General features: G+C 65.5%; 13 protein-coding genes. 2 read left to right on the top strand and 11 right to left on the bottom strand.

What is annotated here, in order from left to right; translation table 11 throughout:
- Position 1: 1 nt before the first annotated feature.
- From V7Q53_RS08685 to V7Q53_RS08665, 5 genes are all read right to left on the bottom strand, one after another.
- Positions 2 to 1,039, bottom strand: a complete 1,038-nt coding sequence (locus tag V7Q53_RS08685; RefSeq protein ID WP_333828140.1) for a rod shape-determining protein — start codon at positions 1,037 to 1,039, stop codon at positions 2 to 4.
- Positions 1,040 to 1,428: 389 nt separating this feature from the next.
- Positions 1,429 to 2,991, bottom strand: a complete 1,563-nt coding sequence (locus tag V7Q53_RS08680) for a 2-isopropylmalate synthase (RefSeq protein WP_333828139.1) — start codon at positions 2,989 to 2,991, stop codon at positions 1,429 to 1,431.
- Positions 2,992 to 3,251: 260 nt separating this feature from the next.
- Complete coding sequence (locus tag V7Q53_RS08675) at positions 3,252 to 3,845, bottom strand: hypothetical protein (protein WP_333828138.1); 594 nt, start codon at positions 3,843 to 3,845, stop codon at positions 3,252 to 3,254.
- 128 nt (positions 3,846 to 3,973) lie between these two features.
- Positions 3,974 to 4,963, bottom strand: a complete 990-nt coding sequence (locus tag V7Q53_RS08670; protein ID WP_333828137.1) for a cytochrome-c peroxidase — start codon at positions 4,961 to 4,963, stop codon at positions 3,974 to 3,976.
- A 207-nt stretch (positions 4,964 to 5,170) separates the two neighbouring features.
- Positions 5,171 to 5,710, bottom strand: coding sequence for an acyl-CoA thioesterase (locus V7Q53_RS08665; protein ID WP_333828136.1), 540 nt, complete (start codon positions 5,708 to 5,710; stop codon positions 5,171 to 5,173).
- Positions 5,711 to 5,936: 226 nt separating this feature from the next.
- Here V7Q53_RS08665 and trhA point away from each other — a divergent pair, with 226 nt between their 5' ends.
- On the top strand, positions 5,937 to 6,602 hold the full coding sequence (trhA, locus tag V7Q53_RS08660) for a PAQR family membrane homeostasis protein TrhA (protein ID WP_333828135.1): 666 nt from the start codon (positions 5,937 to 5,939) through the stop codon (positions 6,600 to 6,602).
- Positions 6,603 to 6,701: 99 nt separating this feature from the next.
- On the opposite strand, the gene recQ is transcribed toward trhA, so the two are convergent.
- Together recQ and V7Q53_RS08650 are read right to left on the bottom strand one after the other, a co-directional pair.
- Positions 6,702 to 8,777, bottom strand: a complete 2,076-nt coding sequence (gene recQ / locus V7Q53_RS08655) for a DNA helicase RecQ (RefSeq protein ID WP_333828134.1) — start codon at positions 8,775 to 8,777, stop codon at positions 6,702 to 6,704.
- A gap of 4 nt (positions 8,778 to 8,781) precedes the next feature.
- A complete protein-coding gene (locus V7Q53_RS08650) occupies positions 8,782 to 9,069 on the bottom strand; it encodes a YggT family protein (RefSeq protein ID WP_333828133.1) in 288 nt (95 codons plus the stop codon).
- 156 nt (positions 9,070 to 9,225) lie between these two features.
- On the opposite strand from V7Q53_RS08650, the gene yaaA reads away from it, so the two are divergent.
- Entirely contained in the window at positions 9,226 to 10,002 is a 777-nt protein-coding gene (yaaA, locus tag V7Q53_RS08645) for a peroxide stress protein YaaA (RefSeq protein WP_333828132.1), read from the top strand.
- A gap of 11 nt (positions 10,003 to 10,013) precedes the next feature.
- Here yaaA and V7Q53_RS08640 read toward each other — a convergent pair whose 3' ends face one another.
- The 4 genes from V7Q53_RS08640 to dapE all read right to left on the bottom strand — a co-directional run bounded on the left by V7Q53_RS08640 (position 10,014) and on the right by dapE (position 17,576).
- A complete protein-coding gene (locus V7Q53_RS08640) occupies positions 10,014 to 12,227 on the bottom strand; it encodes a response regulator (protein WP_333828131.1) in 2,214 nt (737 codons plus the stop codon).
- Between the two features lie 136 nt (positions 12,228 to 12,363).
- Entirely contained in the window at positions 12,364 to 13,539 is a 1,176-nt protein-coding gene (locus V7Q53_RS08635) for an acetyl-CoA C-acyltransferase family protein (protein WP_333828130.1), read from the bottom strand.
- A 196-nt stretch (positions 13,540 to 13,735) separates the two neighbouring features.
- A complete protein-coding gene (rnr, locus tag V7Q53_RS08630) occupies positions 13,736 to 15,991 on the bottom strand; it encodes a ribonuclease R (protein ID WP_333828129.1) in 2,256 nt (751 codons plus the stop codon).
- A gap of 421 nt (positions 15,992 to 16,412) precedes the next feature.
- Entirely contained in the window at positions 16,413 to 17,576 is a 1,164-nt protein-coding gene (dapE, locus tag V7Q53_RS08625) for a succinyl-diaminopimelate desuccinylase (RefSeq protein ID WP_333828128.1), read from the bottom strand.
- Between the last annotated feature and the right edge of the window lie 389 nt (positions 17,577 to 17,965).

Genomic DNA, 17,965 nt, shown 5'->3' with positions numbered 1-17,965 from the left:
GTCAGCTATCGTAATCGATCGCGTGACGCAGCTGTTTTTCATATTCCAGCGCCTTGCCGGTGCCCAGTGCCACGCAGTTCAGCGACTGGTCGGCCACGGTGATGATCAGGCCGGTCTGCTCGCGCAGCGCCAGATCAAGGTCACCCAGCAGCGCGCCGCCGCCGGTCAGCATGACACCGCGATCAACGATATCGGCGGCCAGATCGGGTGGCGTCGTTTCCAGCGCGATCATCACCGCCTCACAGATGGTCTGCACGGTCTCCGACAGCGCCTCGGCGATCTGACCCTGGGTGATCTCGATTTCCTTGGGCACACCGTTCAGCAGGTCGCGCCCGCGCACATGCATGGTCTGGCCGCGCCCGTCATCGGGCATGCGGGCGGTGCCGATGGTTGTCTTGATGCGCTCGGCGGTGGATTCGCCGATCAGAAGGTTCTGGTGGCGGCGCAGATAGCTGATGATCGCCTCATCCATCCGGTCGCCACCCACCCGGACCGAGCGGGCATAGACGATATCGCCCAACGACAGAACCGCCACCTCGGTGGTGCCGCCGCCGATATCGACAACCATGCTGCCGGTGGGGTCGGTGATCGGCATGCCCGCGCCGATGGCGGCGGCAATGGGCTCGGAAATCAGCCCCGCGCGCCGCGCGCCCGCCGAGAGAACCGACTGGCGGATCGCGCGCTTTTCAACTGGCGTGGCGCCATAGGGCACACAGACAATGACCTTGGGCTTGGAAAACGTGGAACGTTTGGTGACCTTGCGGATGAAATGCTTGATCATCTCTTCGGCGACATCGAAATCGGCGATCACGCCGTCACGCATCGGCCGGATCGCCTCGATGGAGCCGGGGGTACGGCCCAGCATGAGCTTGGCATCCTCGCCCACCGCCAGAACCTGCTTGCGCCCGTCCTTGACGTGATAGGCTACGACAGAGGGCTCATTAAGGATGATCCCGCGCCCCTTGACATAGACAAGCGTATTGGCCGTGCCGAGATCGATCGCCATATCTGACGAAAATAGCCCTCTGAGTCCGAACATTCCGCGTCTTTCCAGCATGCATGATACCGTTCCGCAGGCTGCGGAACGCATTGCGCGCACTTATAGGCCTGCGAGCCCCGCGTCGTAAAGGGCCGAGGCAGGAACCACCGGCACCAAACCGCCCGCGAACGCTCACGTTTCGGTAACAAGGCGCCTCACAGGCAAGTTTGAAGGCAGACCTGAATGCCTGCTTGCGCAGAAGCCTGTTTGCTTGCCGCTGCGCGGCGTTGGGGGGCGCTGCCCCCGCCGCCCTTCGGGCGACTCCCCCGGGATATTTTTGAACAGGTGAAAGAGAAAAGAATGCGCTTTCATCTGTTCGATAAATATCCTGGGGGTGAATGGGCCGCAGGCCCAGAGGGGGCAAAGCCCCCTCTTTTGACGCCCGCCTGTCAGCCAGCCGATTGCATCAGGGCCGAGTTGTTGCCACGGTTCTGGTGCAGGTGCAGCCGGTTGAGCGCGTTGACATAGGCGCGGGCCGAGGCCACCACCGTGTCGGTATCGGCCGATTGCCCGGAATAGACCTGCCCGTCTTTTGACAGCCTGACCGAGACGGTTGCCTGCGCATCGGTGCCTTCGGTCACGGCATGGACCTGATAGAGTTCCAGTTGCGCCTCATGCGGATAGAGCATTTTCACCGCGTTGAAGGTTGCATCCACCGGGCCGTCGCCGGTGGCATCGATGCTTTTCTCGCTGTCGCCGACCAGCATGGTCAGTTCGGCTTCTTGCGGGCCATCGGTGCCGCAGACCACGCGCAGGCGGCGGATCTGCAGGAAATCGTCCTCGCCGGTCGATGCCGTATCCTGCAGCAGGGCGACCAGATCGTCGTCAAAGACCTCTTTCTTGCGATCCGCCAGTGCCTTGAAGCGGACGAACACGTCTTTCAGCTGGTTATCCCCCAGCTCAAACCCCAGTTCAGACAGTTTCGCGCGCAGCGCCGCGCGGCCCGAATGCTTGCCCATGGCGATGTTCTTGGCGGTCAGGCCGATGTCTTCAGGGCGCATGATCTCGAAGGTCTGCACGTTCTTCAGCACCCCGTCCTGATGGATGCCCGATTCGTGCAGGAAGGCGTTCTTGCCCACCACGGCCTTGTTGAACTGCACCGCGAAGCCTGAAACCTGCGCCACGCGGCGCGAGAGGTTCATGATTTTCGTGGTGTCGATGGCGGTGGTGAAGGGCATGATGTCATGGCGCACGCGCATGGCCATCACCACCTCTTCCAGCGCCGTATTGCCTGCCCGCTCGCCCAACCCGTTGATCGTGCATTCGATCTGGCGCGCGCCCGCTTCCACGGCGGCGAGGCTGTTGGCCGTGGCCATCCCCAGATCGTTGTGGCAATGCGTTGAGAAGACGACCGTATCGGCGCCCGGCACCCGCTCCAGCAGCATGAGGATCAGATCGGCGCTTTCGCGGGGCGCGGTGTAGCCGACCGTATCGGGGATGTTGATGGTGCTGGCACCTGCCTTGATCGCCGTTTCAACCACGCGGCACAGGTAGTCGCGTTCCGTGCGCGTGGCGTCCATCGGCGACCATTGTACATTGTCGCACAGATTGCGGGCATGGGCGACGGTCGCCTGAATGCGCGCGACCATGTCGTCCAGGTTCAGGGCGGTGATATCACGGTGCAGCGGCGAGGTGCCGATGAAGGTGTGGATACGCGGGCGGGCCGCGTGTTTCACCGCTTCCCAGGCGCGGTCGATATCGGTGAGATTGGCGCGGGCCAGCCCACAAATCACCGAGTTTTTTGCATTGATGGCGATGTCGCGCACGGCCTCGAAATCGCCTTCCGAGGCGATGGGAAAGCCCGCCTCGATGATATCGACACCCATCTCATCGAGCAGGGCGGCGATTTCCAGTTTCTCGGCATGGCTCATGGTTGCGCCGGGCGATTGCTCACCGTCACGCAGGCTGGTGTCGAAGATCAGAACGCGGTTCTGTTCGGTATTGGTGTTCATGGCTGTCTCTTGGTCTGGTTTCCGAAGCGGGCGGGCGTTGGGCGCTGCATACCTCTGAGCGGTCGCGCCCTATGAAGGCACGCTCAGAGGCCGCTAAGGAGGAGGAGGCCGCGCAGGCCATGCCGTGCCGCTGCATGCGGGGCAAGGTCAGGGCAGAAAGGGCGCATTCCGGTATCCATGCGCCGGACTATACGGGGGCGCGCGGAAAAGAAAAGGGGAAATGTCGCCCCCTGCGCCCCCAGCGCGCGCAGCCCCGGCGGTCAGGCGGCAAAGAACCGTTCGGCTGGCAGGTAGTAGCCGAGCCGCGCGGCCAGTGCCCATTCGTGCTCCGGCCCGGTGTCACCGACCAGCACCACGCCGCCGCGCGGCCAGCCCGGCCCGGTGAGTGCGCCAAGCACGCGGGCGCGGGCCTCGGACCAGGGGGCATAGGGGGCAGGGGCCTGGCTGGCGTGGTCAAGCAGGGCGGGCATGAAGCGGCTCAGGTCGGCGGGGCTGAGCGGGGCCTGCGCCAGTGCCGCGCGGCCCGCACCGGCAACGGTTTCAAGCCGCCGGGCGCGGTTTTCAGACAGATCAGGGCGCCGGGGCAGCAGGTGCAGCGCATTGGTGGAGAACAGGAACGCCACCACATCATGGCCTGAGGCCGCGCGGATGGAAGCATAGGTGCGGTAGTCCAGCCCGATTTCGGCGGCGCGTTTCACCCGCTGGCGCAGCACCTCGATGGGCAAGGTGGGCAGCAGCGCCTCGCGCGCCACGCTCCAGCAATGGCGACGCCAGCCCGCGCCGGGTTCCATGCTCGGGCCGTTGTTATGGCCGGGGCCGGGGATTGCACTGGCTTTTTGGGTGGTGCCGGGCATCTGCCCCTCCATGGCTCTCATGTCTGAGTGCAAGCTGCGGGGGGAAAGCGCGAAAGAAAAGGGCTGTTGCACAGAAAACCGCCCCCGGTGGTGTTCCGGGGGCGGGGCGTGCTGCGGTTTGCTGAAATTTACGGCAGTGCGGGCACTTCGATATGCGGCATGTCGCCGGTCAGCGCTTCGAGGAAGGCGACCAGATCTTCCAGTTCCTCCTCGGCAAAATCATGGCCCAGCATCTGCTGCCCCATCAGATTGACTGCATCGCGCAGATTGGCGACCGAGCCGTTGTTGAAATACGGGTAGGTCACGGTGACGTTGCGCAGGGTCGGTGTGCGGAAGGCGAAGCGGTCAGCCTCGTCGCCCGTCACAAGGAAGCGGCCCGCATCGGTCGAACCCGGAAGCTCGAAGCGATGGAAGTTGCTGTCCGACAGGTTGGGGCCGTTGTGGCAGGCCACGCAGCCGTTATCGACAAACAGGCGCATCCCGCTTTGCTGCTGCGCGGTCATCGCCATCTCATCGCCCATCAGGAAGCGGTCAAAGGGCGAGTTGGGGGTGTTCAGCGTCCGCTCGAACGCCGCGATGGCCAGTGCCACATTGGGCGGGTTCACCGGATCGGGGTCACCGGGGAAGGCCACGGCAAAGGCCGAACGATACACCTCGAACTCTTTCAGGCGGTCGATTGCCTGTTCGAGGGTCATGTTCATCTCGATCTCGGCCTGAATCGGCCCCAGCGCCTGCCCTTCAAGATCAGGCTCGCGCCCGTCCCAGAATTGCGCGCGCAGGAAGCCGGAGTTCAGAACCGTCGGCGTGTTGCGGTCGCCGACCTGCCCGTCATGGCCGGTGGCCCGGGGGATACGGTCGGTCCAGCCCAGTGCGGGGTTGTGGCAGGTCGCGCAGCTGATCACGCCCGAGGCGGAAATGCGCGGTTCAAAAAACAGCATGCGGCCCAAGTCAATGCGCTCGGTGGACATGGTGGCGCCGGATGGAATCGGCGGAATGGCGGGCAGCGGCTCGAACATGGTGATATACTCACCCATGTCCTGGGCCGAGGCCGCGCCGCCAAGGCACAGCGCAATCGCGGTGGCCGTGATGGCAAAAGGCTTGGCAAGTCGCAGGGTCACCAGAAGTCTCCTTTGTTGCCCTGTGCTGCCGATGATTCGTCCTGAACGGCACAGGGGAGGGTGGCTTGTCGCGCGTCACGGGCAGACAAGCAGAGTTCCGGTCACGAAGACATGATCCATGTCAATTTGTGGAATGATTCTAAAGATGACTGGCTTCTGCGCCAAATGGACCTGCTGTGGCAGACGGCGGTCGCGGCGCGGATGCGGTCAGCTCTGACGCGCGGGCGGCCAGGGGCGCAGGGCATCTGCGGCGATCCATGCGCCGACCCATTCCGGCAGCGCCGGGCATTCAAGGCCGGGATAGCCCATGGCCGCGATCAGTTTCTCGGGCGGCAGGATGCCGTTTTCATTGGTCGCCGCCAGCCGGATAAGGATATGGTTCAGCGCCTCGCCGTTTCGCCACATCGACTGCTCTACATAGAGAAAGCGCCGGTCCCAGCCCACCATGCGTGTCCGGGTGCTGAAGCGATGAAACACCCGCACCCGGCGACGGTAGCGGGTGCTGTTGCCTGCCACAGTCATGCCCCAGCCGTGGGCCCGCATGGCCCGGAACATGCCGGTGCGGGTGGAAAAGGGCATGCGGCCAAGGTCGAACAGGGTGAGCGTGCGGCCGTTGTTCAGCTCCATCCAGGGGTCGATATCCCAGGGCCAGCAGCGGTGATGCGACACATGCGTGTCGAACAGCCCCAGCGGCGGGGCATTGCGGAACTTGAACTGCTCTTTGATCAGCCTGACGATCGGATACATGGCGCGCCTTTCCTGCGGTGCGTTTCGTGAACCAGTGCTGTCAGAAGGTCAAGCGCCCGTAGTGCCTTTGCAGGGTTTCACGCCTGCGTGTCACCGGGCGGGATGACCCGGGGGCAGACTTGCCGCGCGGGGGGCATCGGGGCTATCCTGTATGCTGACCCGCGCCTTGCCGATGTCTTGCCCAGTCCTGACCATGCCCTGCCCTAACGCTGAAAGAGAGCCCGCCATGCCCCTTGCCACCGCCACACCCAGCCGCTACAGCCGTGCCGAGCGGCTGTCGGATGCGGTGGTTCATGTCGCCGGGCTGTCGCTGGTGCTGATGGCGGTGCCGGTGCTGATTGTGGTGACAATGCTGCAACGGGGCGATGCCCTGTCGCTGACCGGGGTCAGCATCTATGGCGCGGCGCTGATTGCGATGATCTTCTGTTCGGCGCTGTATAACATGAGCCAGAGCCTGGACTGGGGTGCCGCGCGCGAATGGCTGTTCAAGCGACTGGACCATTCGGCGATCTATGTGAAGATCGCGGGCACCTACACGCCGTTCACGCTGCTTTCCGGCCATGGCATGGCGCTGACCGCCGGGCTGTGGGGGGCCGCGCTGGCGGGTGTGGCGCTGAAGCTGATCTGCCCCTGGCGCTTCCGCTGGCTGGGGCTTGCGCTGTATCTGGGCATGGGCTGGGCCGGGGTGGTGGCCGGGCAGGCGCTGCTGGCGGAACTGCCGCTGACGGTGGTGGTGCTGATGGTGATCGGCGGCAGCCTCTATACCGCAGGGGTGATTTTTTACCTGTGGGAGAAGTTGCCGTTTCACAACACGATCTGGCATGGTTTCGTGCTGGCGGCGAGCCTTGTGTTCTATGCGGCCGTGCTGACCTATGTGCTGAGTGGCGGCTGAGTGGCGGCCGGGCAGGGGGCTTCCTGCCCCCTCTGGGCCTGCGGCCCATTCACCCCCGGGGATATTTTCAGACAGAAAATGAAGGGGCCGGGGCGGGCGTCAGTTTTCCGGGTTGGTCTGGAAAAGATCAAGGAAGGCCGGGCCGAAGCGTTCTGTTGCGCGCTCGCCGATCAGACGGGTGAGCGCATTCAGGTCACCCGGGCGCTGGGCGGCGAGACGGGCGCGCTGGGCCGGGGTGAGGGAGAGCGGCTTGAGCGTGCCACATGCGCCGCGCGCAAGGCGCTGTTCCTCGGCCAGAAGCCGGTCATAGAGCGGGGCAGCATCGGCACCCGCAAGCTTGCGCCGCGCCGGGTGCGGCATGGCGACCGGGGCGCGGGTGATGACCTCAAGGAAGCTGGCGCCGTAGCGTTCGAGTTTGGTGGCGCCGACCCCGGTGATGCGCGCGAATGCGTCCAGCGATTGCGGCTTGCGCTCGGCCATCTCGATCAGCGAGCGGTCGGTGAAGATGACATAGGAGGGCACGCGCGCGGCCTCGGCCAGGCTGCGGCGGTGGGCCTTGAGCGCGGCCAGAAGCGGCGCGTCCTCATCGGAGACCAGCGCGCGGGCCTCGTTGCGGGTGGGGGCATCGGTGACGGTATCTTCGCGCAGATGAATCTCGGCCTCGCCGCGCAGGATGGGACGGGCGGCTTCGGTCATGCGCAGGGCGCCGTGGCGCTCGGAATCAGGGCGGACCAGATCGCGGCCCATCATCTGACGAAACACCGCCTGCCAGCCGGCGCGCGGCAGATCGCGCCCGACGGCGAAGGTGGGCAACTGGTCATGCCCGCGCGCGCGCACCTTCTCGGTGGCATTGCCGGTCAGAATGTCGATCAGATGCCCGGTGCCGAAATACTCGCCGGTGCGCAGCATGGCCGACAGCGCCTTGCGCACCGGCTCGGTCGCGTTGAACAGTTTGGCAGGGGCCGCGCACATGTCGCAATTGCCGCAATCCTCGCTGACCTCGCCGAAATAGGCCAGCAACATACGGCGGCGGCAATGGGCGGTTTCGGCCAGCCCCAGAAGGGTGTTGAGCCGGGCATGATCAGCCGCGCGCCGCTCTGAGGGGGCGGTGCTTTCGTCGATCTGGGCGCGGCGCAGGCGGATGTCATCGGGGCCATAAAGGGTGAGCGTGTCGGCGGGCAGGCCATCGCGCCCGGCGCGCCCGATCTCCTGATAATAGGCCTCGATGGATTTGGGCAGATCGGCATGCGCCACCCAGCGCACATCGGGCTTGTCCACGCCCATGCCAAAAGCCACGGTTGCGCAGACGATCAGCCCCTCTTCGCGCTGAAACATCTCTTCGACCTTGCGCCGCTCCCAGTCTTCCAGCCCGCCGTGGTAGGCGCGCACGGAAAACCCGCTTTCTTCCAGCGCGCGGGCAAGGGTTTCGGTGCGCGCGCGCGTCGCGCAATAGACGATGCCGGACTGGCCGCGCCGCGCCTCGGCAAAGGCCATGATCTGGCGGCGGGGGCTGTTCTTGACGGCGAAGGCCAGCCGGATATTGGGCCGGTCAAAGCCGCGCAGAAAGGTGACCGGCGGCTTGTCGGCAAAGAGGCGGGTGATGATTTCGTCGCGGGTGGCGGCGTCGGCGGTAGCGGTGAAGGCGGCCAGCGGCACACCCAATGCGCGGCGTAACTCACCGATGCGCAGGTAATCCGGGCGGAAATCATGGCCCCACTGGCTGACGCAATGCGCCTCATCCACCGCGATCAGCGAGCAGCCTGAGCGGCGCAGCAGCGCGGTTGTGGCGCTGGCGGCAAGCCGTTCGGGCGCGATATAGAGCAGTTTGAGCCGCTCTTCCTCCAGCGCTGAAAAGATCTCGGCATTCTCGTCGGGCGAATTGCCGGAGGTGAGCGCGGCGGCGGCCACCCCGGCCTCCTGCAAAGCGCGGACCTGATCGCGCATCAGGGCGATCAGCGGTGAAATCACCACCGTCAGTCCGGTACGGCACAGTGCGGGCAGCTGATAGCACAGCGACTTGCCGCCGCCGGTGGGCATGATCGCCAGCACATCCTGCCCCTCGATCACGGCATGCGCGATCTCGCCCTGACCGGGGCGGAAGCCGGGAAAGCCGAAGACGCGGGCGAGAATGTCTTCGGGGCTGGGCCGCGACAGTTCGGGGGGGCTGGATGTCACGGGATCAGACGAAGGCGGACATGTTGTTGGCGATCACGATGCGCACCGCGTAAAGCGCCAGCAGCAGGATCAGGGGCGCAAGGTCAATGCCGCCCATCGAGGGCAGAAAGCTGCGGATCCGGCTGTAGATGGGTTCAAGCAGGCGGTTCAGCCCGTCCCAGATCTGGGCGACAAGCGGCTGGCGCAGGTTGAGCACCTGAAAGTTGATCAGCCAGCTGAGCACGACATGAACGATCACGATGAACCACATCACATCGAGGATCAGGTAGATAATTTGCAGGATCGAGAGCATGCGGCCTCCGGGCAGGCAGAAGGGGCGGGCGAGAAGTCTGGTGCCTTTTCAAGTAAGGTGCGCCCGCGCCAAGGGCAACCGCAAATGCCGCCCCTTGGTTGATGCCGCGCCGCTTGCGGGCTATCTGACGCCTGCTCAGTCGCAAAGGAGGCGCGCATGCTGGTTGTGATTTCCCCGGCCAAGAAGCTGGACTGGCGGCCCGTGGCGGCACCCGTCGGGCTGCCCCGGCTTCATGAGGAAGCCGTTGCGCTGGCGGATATCGCACGCGGCCTTTCGGCGGCGCAGCTGGGGCGGCTGATGCATCTGAGCCCGGCGCTGAGCGCGCTGAACCACGGGCGGTTTCAGCGTTTCGCCGCCGAGCCCGCGCCCGAGGTGCTGCGCCCGGCGGCGCTGGGCTTTGCGGGCGACACCTATGTGGGTCTGCACGCGGCCTCGCTTGAACCCGCCGCGCGGGACTGGGCGCAGGGGCATTTGCGCATCCTTTCAGGGCTTTACGGGCTTCTTCGCCCCGAAGACGGGATACAGGAACACCGGCTTGAGATGGGCACGCGGCTGGCCACCCCGCGCGGCAAGACGCTTTATGACTGGTGGGGCGCGCGCATTGCCCGGCTGCTGAAGGCCGATGCCGAAGCAGTGGGCGCGGCGGCGGTGGTGAACTGCGCATCACAGGAATATTTCGCATCGGTGGCGCCGGAGGTGCTGGGCCTGCCGGTTGTCACCCCCCGCTTTGTGGACAGCGCGGAGGGTGAGGCGCCGCGGGTGATCAGCTTTCACGCCAAGCGCGCCCGCGGGGCCATGGCCCGTTTCGTGATGGAAAACCGCCTGACAGACCCGGCCGAGCTGCGCCATTTCGACGCGATGGGCTACAGGTTTCAGCCCGGCGACAGCCGCCCTGACGCCCCGGTTTTCCTGCGCGAGCACCCGGCGCGCTGAGCATGGCACCCTCATGCCGTCTGGCGCGGCAGAGGGATGGGCGGGCGGACATCGTCGGGCAGGTGGCGGATGATCATATCCGCCAGAAGCGGTTTGCGCAGCGGTTTGGTCAGGTAGTGATCCAGCCCCGCAGACAGGATCGCATCGCGGTCCCCGGCCAGCGCGTGGGCGGTGAGCGCGACAATGGCCACCTGCGCCCCGCCGGGCATCTGGCGGATGGTGCGCGTGGCCTCCCGCCCGTCCATCTCGGGCATGGAGATGTCCATGAAGATGATATCGGGCCGGATATCGGCAAAGCCCTCAACCGCCTGCTGTCCGTTCTCAGCAAAGGTCAGTTCGATGTCGAAACCATCGACCATCTTGGAAAAGACCAGCCGGTTGGTGCGGTTATCCTCAGCGACGAGGACGCGCATGGCGCGGCCCTGGCTGTGATCAGGCCGGGGCGCGGCGACCGGGTTATCCGGCACCAAGGGGCTGCCCGCAGGATCGCTGAGAAGCTGGAGCTGGCGCATCAGCTCCCGCCGGAGAAGGGGTTTTTGCAGGATCGTATGGAAATGCGCGACGCCGGGGTGGTCGCGCAGCTGCGCGGGGCTGGAACTGAGCATGATCAGCGGGATATCGCAGCCCCCGGCACGCAGGTGGGTGGCCAGATCGAACCCGTTCATGCCCACCATCTCATGATCGGTGATCAGCAGATCAAAGGCCGGCCCCTCGCCGCGTTGCATCCGGGAAACCTGCCTGAGCACCTCTTCGCCCGATTCGCACAAGGTCACCTCCAGCCCCTGCGCGCTGAGTTGGCGCTCAAGGATGGTTCGGTTGATCAGGTGATCATCGGCCACCAGAACGTGGCTCAGGCGGATCGGCGCATGGGGGTGCTGCGGCGCATCCTCGGCCACCGGCAGGCTGAGCGTGAAGCCAAAGCACGATCCCCGGCCCTGCTCGGATTCAACCCAGATGTCCCCGCCCATCATCTCGATCAGGCGGCGGCTGATGGCCAGTCCCAGCCCTGTCCCCTCGAACCGGCGGTTGGTCTGGTCATCGACCTGGGCGAATTCGTCAAAGATGGTCTGCAGATTCTCGGGCGCAATGCCGATCCCCGTATCCTCGATCAGGATATGAAGCTGCTGTGTCGCCGCCCCGGATTCGACCCCGGTAACGCGGATCAGCACATGCCCCACTTCGGTGAATTTCACGGCATTGCCGATGAGGTTGGTCAGCACCTGACGCGTCCGCCCCGGATCAGCCAGAAAGCGGGTGGGGAGGAAAAGGTCGTAATCCATCAGGAGGTTGATCTTGCGCTTGCGTGCGCCTGCCTGCAGCAGGATCAGCACTTCATGGATGCAGCGCTCAAGGTCAAAGGGTTCGGGGTGCAGCGCCAGCTTCTCGGCCTCGATCTTGGAGAAATCGAGCACGTCATTGATGATGTTCAGCAATGCCTCACCCGAAGAGCGGATGGTTTCGGCGTATAGAAGCTGCTCATCGCCAAGCGGCGTGTCGCACAGAAGCTCTGCCATGCCCACGACACCGTTCATCGGCGTGCGGATCTCATGGCTCATGTTCGCGAGAAAGGCAGATTTCGCGCGGCTGGCGGCCTCGGCGCGCAGGCGGGCCTCCTCCAGCTCGGTCTCATGGCGCGCGGCCTCGGTCACGTCGCGCACGATCGAGACGATATCGCCGCCCCGCGCACGCCGGTCGATGATCTTGGCCGTCCGCCCCTCCGCGAACCGCACAACCAGCGAGGCGATCGTTTCCTGCTGCCAGCGCTCAACCATCGCCTCCACCCATTCGTCGGGCGCGATGTCCTGCAAGGTGATCAGACCGTCATGCGCAAGGATTTCCAGCAGGCGACGGTACTGCACGCCCGGGCGCACCTCAGGGAAGGCTGTGAAATGGCTCAGGAAAGCCTGATTGGCAATCACCAGTTCCTGGCTGGCGTTATAAACGGCAAAGCCATCGCGGATGGTGTTGAGCGAATCCCACAACCGGCGCTCGGCCATCACGGCGTTGCGATGCGCCGCTTCCAGATCGCCGCGCGCCTTGATCTGTTGCCCTTCCAGCGCACCCGATTGCGCATCGCGCTGTCTGCGCCGCTCCTCGGTCAATACGCGGCCCAGACGCTCGATTTCGGCGCGCGCGGCATCCAGATCGCGGGTGCGCTGGTCCAGCAGCCTTTCAGCCACCAGCCGGGCGCGGCGCTCCTGGGCCAGCTTGTCAAACAGCGTCATTGAAATGCGCGCTCCGAAATCCTGCGCGCCCGCCCGTCGCGGGCAGGCTTTCGCCGCAGGATTGCAGATCAGACGTGAAGGTCAGATTAACCGCGCCCGGCGGAGAGGAATTTTCCGGGCGCGGCCTGCGCCGTGGTCAGAGGCGCTCGATCGCCAGTGCAATGCCCTGACCGCCGCCGATGCACATGGTCACCAGCGCGCGCTTGCCGCCAATGCGCTCAAGCTCGTAAAGCGCCTTGACCGTGATGATCACCCCGGTGGCCCCCACCGGATGGCCCAGCGCAATGGCGCCGCCGTTGGGGTTCACGCGGGCAGGGTCAAGGCCCAGCACCTTGTTCACGGCCAGCGCCTGTGCGGCAAAGGCCTCGTTCGATTCGATCACATCGAAATCGCTTGCCTTGAGTCCGGTGCGGGCCAGAAGCTGCTCCACCGCCGGAACCGGGCCAATGCCCATGACTTCCGGGCGGACCCCGGCGACGGCATAGCCCAGAATGCGCGCCAGCGGCTTCAGGCCCGCGGCCTGCGCGGCAGAGGCGCGCGCCAGCACCACCGCCGCCGCCCCGTCATTGATGCCGCTGGCATTGCCCGCCGTCACCGTGCCGTTCTTCTCGAATGCCGCGCGCAGCCCGGCCAGCGCCTCGGCCGAGGTTTGCTTGGGGTGCTCGTCGGTATCAAAGGCCACCTCGCCCTTGCGGGTTTTCAGCATGAAGGGCGCGATCTGGCTGGCAAAGCGACCTTCGCTGATGGCGCGGGCGGCGCGGTTCTGGCTTTCCAGTGCGAAAGCGTCCTGTTCCGCGCGGCTGATATCGTGCTCGCGCGCGACATTTTCGGCGGTCACGCCCATATGGCCGGTGCCGAAGGGGCAGGTCAGGGCGCCCAGCATCATGTCCTGCACGGCAACATCGCCCATCTTCTGGCCAAAGCGCTGTGCGGGCAGGATATAGGGCATCCGGCTCATGGCTTCGGCGCCACCGGCCAGCGCGAAATCGGCATCCCCCAGCATCAGGGCTTGCGCCGCCGAGACAATCGCCTGCGCGCCCGAGCCACAGAGCCGGTTCACATTCATGGCGGGGGTGGTGTCCGGGATACCGGCCTGCATCGCCGCCACGCGCGACAGATAGGCATCGCGCGGCTCGGTATTGCCGACATGGCCGAAGACCACACTGCCGATCTGCCCGCCCTCGACCCCGGCGCGCGCCAGCGCGGCCCTGGTCACATGCGTGGCGACCTCGGAAAGCGGGGTTCCGGCAAGACTGCCGCCAAAGGTGCCGATGGCAGTGCGCGCACCGCCGAGGATGACGATATCGTCCATGGATGTGACCTTTCGTTGTCTGTTTCCCGCTTTGTATAGCGGTGCCGCCGCAGTGATGAAAGCCACCGCGTCTGCAACGGCGCACGACGCGGCGACAGGGGCGGCCCGCCACCCTTCATCTTGCCGGAAATACGCGCGGGGGGTGAATTCGGCATAGCCGAAGAGGGGGGCAGACAGCCCCCCTGCATCAGTGCCGTCAGCGCTTGCGCTCAACCTTGCGCCGGGCCTTGGCCTTGCCCGCCCGTGCGGCGGCGGCCTTGCGCGGCTGGTAGCGGCTGCGTTTGCCGCGCGCGGGGCGGGCCATGGCCTCGCCCTCGATCTCCATCAGCTCCAGAATCAGCCCGCCGGTCACCGCCTCGGCCTCGGACAGCTTGACCGTCACCCGCTGCCCCAGCCCGATCACCTGACCTGAGCGGTCGCCGGTCAGGGTCTGGGCATCGGCGTCATGGTGGAAATATTCATCCCCCAGCGAGCGGATCGGCACCAGCCCGTCGGCGCCGGTCTCATCAAGCTTCACGAACATGCCGAACCGCGCGATGCCCGCAACGCGCCCGCTGAACACCGCGCCGATGCGCTCTGACAGGAAGGCGGCCAGATAGCGGTCAGTCGTGTCGCGCTCGGCGGTCATCGAGCGGCGCTCTGCTTCGGAAATCAGCTTGGCGGTCTCGGCCAGATGCTCGATATCCCATTCCGTCAGGCCCTCTTTGTGCGCATCGGGTTTCCAGCGATGGGCACTGATCAGGGCGCGGTGCACGATCAGGTCCGAATAGCGCCGGATGGGCGAGGTGAAATGCGCATAATTGCGCAATGCCAGACCGAAATGGCCAAAGTTCTCAGGGCTGTAATAGGCCTGTGTCATCGAGCGCAGGGTCGACATGTTGATCAGTTCGTCAAACTCGCCACCCTCGGCCTGCTTCAGCAGCGCGTTCAGATGGCGGGTCTGCAGCACCTGCCCCTTGGCCAGCACATAACCCGCGCTCACCGCGATCTCGCGCAGCGCTTCGATCTTTTCAGGGCTCGGTTCTTCATGGACCCGGAACAGCAGCGGCGAGCGCCGTTCGATCAGTTCCTCGGCGGCGGCGACATTGGCCAGCACCATGAACTCCTCGATCACCCGGTGGGCGTCGATCCTGTCCTTGAACGCAACCGAGGTGACCTTGCCCTCCTCCGACAGGATGATCTGACGCTCGGGCAGGTCCAGATCCAGCGGCTGACGGCGCGCGCGGGCGGGCAGGGTGGCCTGCCACGCAGCATAAAGATCGGCCAGCGGGCGGGCCAGCGGCTCGGTGGCACCGTCCAGCCGACCTTCGAACGCGGCCTGCGCCTGCTCATAGGTCAGCGAGGCATGCGAGCGCATCATGGCGCGGGTGAAGCGATGCGAAATCTTGTCACCCTGCGCGTTCAGCACCATCCGCACAGCGATCACGGCGCGGTCCACATGCTCGTGCAGCGAACACAGATCGCCCGACAGGCGGTCAGGCAGCATCGGCACCACGCGGTCGGGGAAGTAGGTGGAATTGCCGCGCCTGCGCGCTTCGCGGTCCAGCTCAGAATTGGGGAGGACATGGGCAGCAACATCGGCGATGGCCACCCAGACGATGAAACCGCCGGGGTTTTTGGCATCGTCATCGGGCATGGCCAGAACCGCATCATCGTGATCGCGCGCGTCTGAGGGGTCGATGGTGAAAAGCGGCAGTTCGCGCAGATCCTCGCGCTTGCCCAGCGACGCGGGGGTCATCGCATCGGCTTCAGCGATGACGGCATCGGGGAAATGGTCAGGGATACCATGCTGGTGAATGGCGATCAGCGAGACGGCCTTGGGTGCCGAAGGGTCGCCCAGCCGCGCGGTGATGCGCGCCCGCGGCAGGCCCATGCGGGCCGGGCCGGTCTGCTCGGCCTCGACCAGCTCGCCGTCGCGCGCGCCCTCGGTCTGGCCATGGGGCACCATCCACTCCATGTCGGCGCCCTTGTCGATCGGCACGATCCGCCCGCCCTCGGCCCCGATGCGGAACAGCCCCAGCACCTTGCGCGGATTGGTGCCCAGCTTGCGGATGATACGGGCATGGTAGTCGTGATCATCGCCGCGCACCTGCATCAGCTTGGCAAGGATGCGGTCACCCTCGCCCGGCGCGGGATCGCCCGGGCGGGTCAGCACCAGAACGCGCGGCGTAGGGCCGGGGCCGCGCCAGTCCTGCGGCTCGGCGAAAAGATCGCCCGAGGCGTCGGGACCCAGCACCGTCAGCAACCCGACAGGCGGCAGGCGGTCTGTGGCGTGGCGGCGTTTGCGGCGGGAATAAAGGCCCTCTTCCTCCATCTCGGCCAGAAGCCGTTTGAGATCGGGCCGTGCCGCGCCCTTGAGCCCGAAGGCACGCGCAATCTCGCGCAGGCCCGTGATCTCGGGGTTTTCGGTCAGCCAGCTGTGCAGGTCGGTCTTGGAAGGAAGCGTGCTCATGCCCATGCGGCTATCATGACGCGGCGCTGGCGTCATCGGGATTCTGCGCTAGGTGCGCTCAGCGGTTGATCCGGCGGACTGCTTCGCAGAAGCCTTTTTTGTTCAGAAAGGGGGCGCTGCCCCCGCCCGTCCATCTGCGATGGCCGGACTCCCCCGGGATATTTCTGAACAGGTGAAGCAGGGGCGCGGCGCCCCTTTCATCTTGCCGGAAATACGCGGGGGGTGAGCGGCGTCTCGGGGGCCTTCCAGTGGAAGGCCCCAGCTTTGAGCGCCGAGCCCGTGGCCCGATCTGGAAAGAGGGGCCGGGGAATGGGCCGCAGGCCCAGAGGGGGCCAAGCCCCCTGTTGTTTTTGAAAGGAAAGGGGGCGCAGCCCCCCCAAGGGCGCGCGCGCCCTTTTTCCGTAAAGGGGCGAGGCGGAGATCAGCCGGGCCGGTTCTGGCCAAAATAACCCTGAAGGACGCGGGTGTAGACGGCCTTGAGCGTGTGAATATGACTGATTTCGACATGCTCGTCGGTCTGGTGCATCGACTGGCCCACGAGGCCGAATTCGACGACCGGGCAGTGATCCTTGATGAACCGCGCATCCGAGGTGCCGCCCGAGGTGGAGAGTTCGGGGGTAACGCCGCACTCCGCCTTGACGGCCTGCGCCACAAGCTCGGTGAAGGGGCCCGGCTCGGTCACGAAGCTTTCGCCTGACACCCTGGCCGACAGTTCCAGCGCTATCCCGCTTTGCGCCGCTGCCGCCTCGGTTTCCTGTTGCAGCCATGCGGTCAGGCTTTCGCCCGTATGGCCGTCGTTGAAGCGGATGTTGAGCACGGCGCGGGCCTGAGCCGGAATCACGTTCGAGGCGGTATTGCCCGTGTCGATCGTGGTCAGGGCAAGGGTCGAGGGGTCGAAATTGCCATTGCCCCGGTCCAGTTCGTGGCGCGCCAGCCGGTCAAGCAGCGCCACCAGCGCGGGCAGCGGGTTGCGGGCGCGGTGGGGATAGGCCGAATGGCCCTGAAGGCCGCGCGCCGTGATCGTTGCGGTCATCGAGCCGCGCCTGCCGTGTTTGATCATCTCGCCCATGACCTGCGGGCAGGTGGGTTCGCCGACCAGGCAATGGGTCATGCTTTCGCCCTCGGTTGCCATCCAGTCCAGGATTGCGGTGGTGCCGTCGATGGAATCACCCTCTTCATCGCCGGTGATGGTAAGGATGACCGCGCCGTCTTCGGGTGGCGTTTCGGTAACAAAATCCACTGCAGCGGCTACGAATGCCGCCACGCCTGATTTCATGTCGCAGGCCCCGCGGCCCCAGAGGCGCCCTTCGGCGATGGTGCCGCTGAACGGATCAAAGCGCCAGTCCTCCGGGTTGCCGGGGGGCACCACATCGGTATGGCCGTTGAAGCCGAAGCGACGGTTGGCCGATTTCTCGCCCCAGCGGGCGAACAGGTTCGACACTGCGCCGCGTTCGATCCGCGTGCAGGTGAAGCCCGCCATTTCCAGTATGGGTTGCAGCAGCGTGAGCGCGCCGCCCTCATGCGGGGTGACCGAGGGGCAGCGGATAAGCCGGGCGGTCAGATCGGCGGGGTCTGTTGCGGGCATCGGCTTTCCTTTCGGCGGGGTGTTGGCGGTGTTTGGCGGGTGGTGATGGCAGGGTGCGGCCGCGATGCTGGCTAGCGCGCGCGGGCGCGCGGTGCAAGCGTTTGCCCGATACCGGGCCGGGGCGAAAGGGCAGGGCGATGATTCGCAGCAGATGCCGGTTGCAGAAAACCGGGTGAGAATTATGACTGTCACAGTCACAATATCGCCGGTTTCTTAATGCATGACATTGACGAAGGCGCTTGCTGTGTTACGCTTTACACAAGGTATGTGTTCGTTTTGGTTTTTGTTCCGCGTGTGTGTGCGGAAGGGTATTGCCGGAACCTGTAGTGCAGGCGCTGGTGGGTCGGCCAACGGTCGGGCTGTTGTTGTCAGCCACGATGCGTCGGGTC

It is taken from the genome of Pararhodobacter sp. (assembly GCF_036802785.1).
GTDB lineage: Bacteria > Pseudomonadota > Alphaproteobacteria > Rhodobacterales > Rhodobacteraceae > Pararhodobacter.
Note: the sequence above shows the minus strand (reverse complement) of the source record. Positions and strands in the feature narration are given on the sequence as shown.

Bases quoted from the DNA above. Each gene is read 5' to 3' on its own strand.
- V7Q53_RS08685 (WP_333828140.1), bottom strand. From the start codon at position 1,039: ATGTTCGGACTCAGAGGGCTATTTTCGTCAGATATGGCGATCGATCTC.
- V7Q53_RS08680 (WP_333828139.1), bottom strand. From the start codon at position 2,991: ATGAACACCAATACCGAACAGAACCGCGTTCTGATCTTCGACACCAGC.
- V7Q53_RS08675 (WP_333828138.1), bottom strand. From the start codon at position 3,845: ATGCCCGGCACCACCCAAAAAGCCAGTGCAATCCCCGGCCCCGGCCAT.
- V7Q53_RS08665 (WP_333828136.1), bottom strand. From the start codon at position 5,710: ATGTATCCGATCGTCAGGCTGATCAAAGAGCAGTTCAAGTTCCGCAAT.
- trhA (WP_333828135.1), top strand. From the start codon at position 5,937: ATGCCCCTTGCCACCGCCACACCCAGCCGCTACAGCCGTGCCGAGCGG.
- V7Q53_RS08650 (WP_333828133.1), bottom strand. From the start codon at position 9,069: ATGCTCTCGATCCTGCAAATTATCTACCTGATCCTCGATGTGATGTGG.
- yaaA (WP_333828132.1), top strand. From the start codon at position 9,226: ATGCTGGTTGTGATTTCCCCGGCCAAGAAGCTGGACTGGCGGCCCGTG.
- V7Q53_RS08640 (WP_333828131.1), bottom strand. From the start codon at position 12,227: ATGACGCTGTTTGACAAGCTGGCCCAGGAGCGCCGCGCCCGGCTGGTG.
- V7Q53_RS08635 (WP_333828130.1), bottom strand. From the start codon at position 13,539: ATGGACGATATCGTCATCCTCGGCGGTGCGCGCACTGCCATCGGCACC.
- rnr (WP_333828129.1), bottom strand. From the start codon at position 15,991: ATGAGCACGCTTCCTTCCAAGACCGACCTGCACAGCTGGCTGACCGAA.
- dapE (WP_333828128.1), bottom strand. From the start codon at position 17,576: ATGCCCGCAACAGACCCCGCCGATCTGACCGCCCGGCTTATCCGCTGC.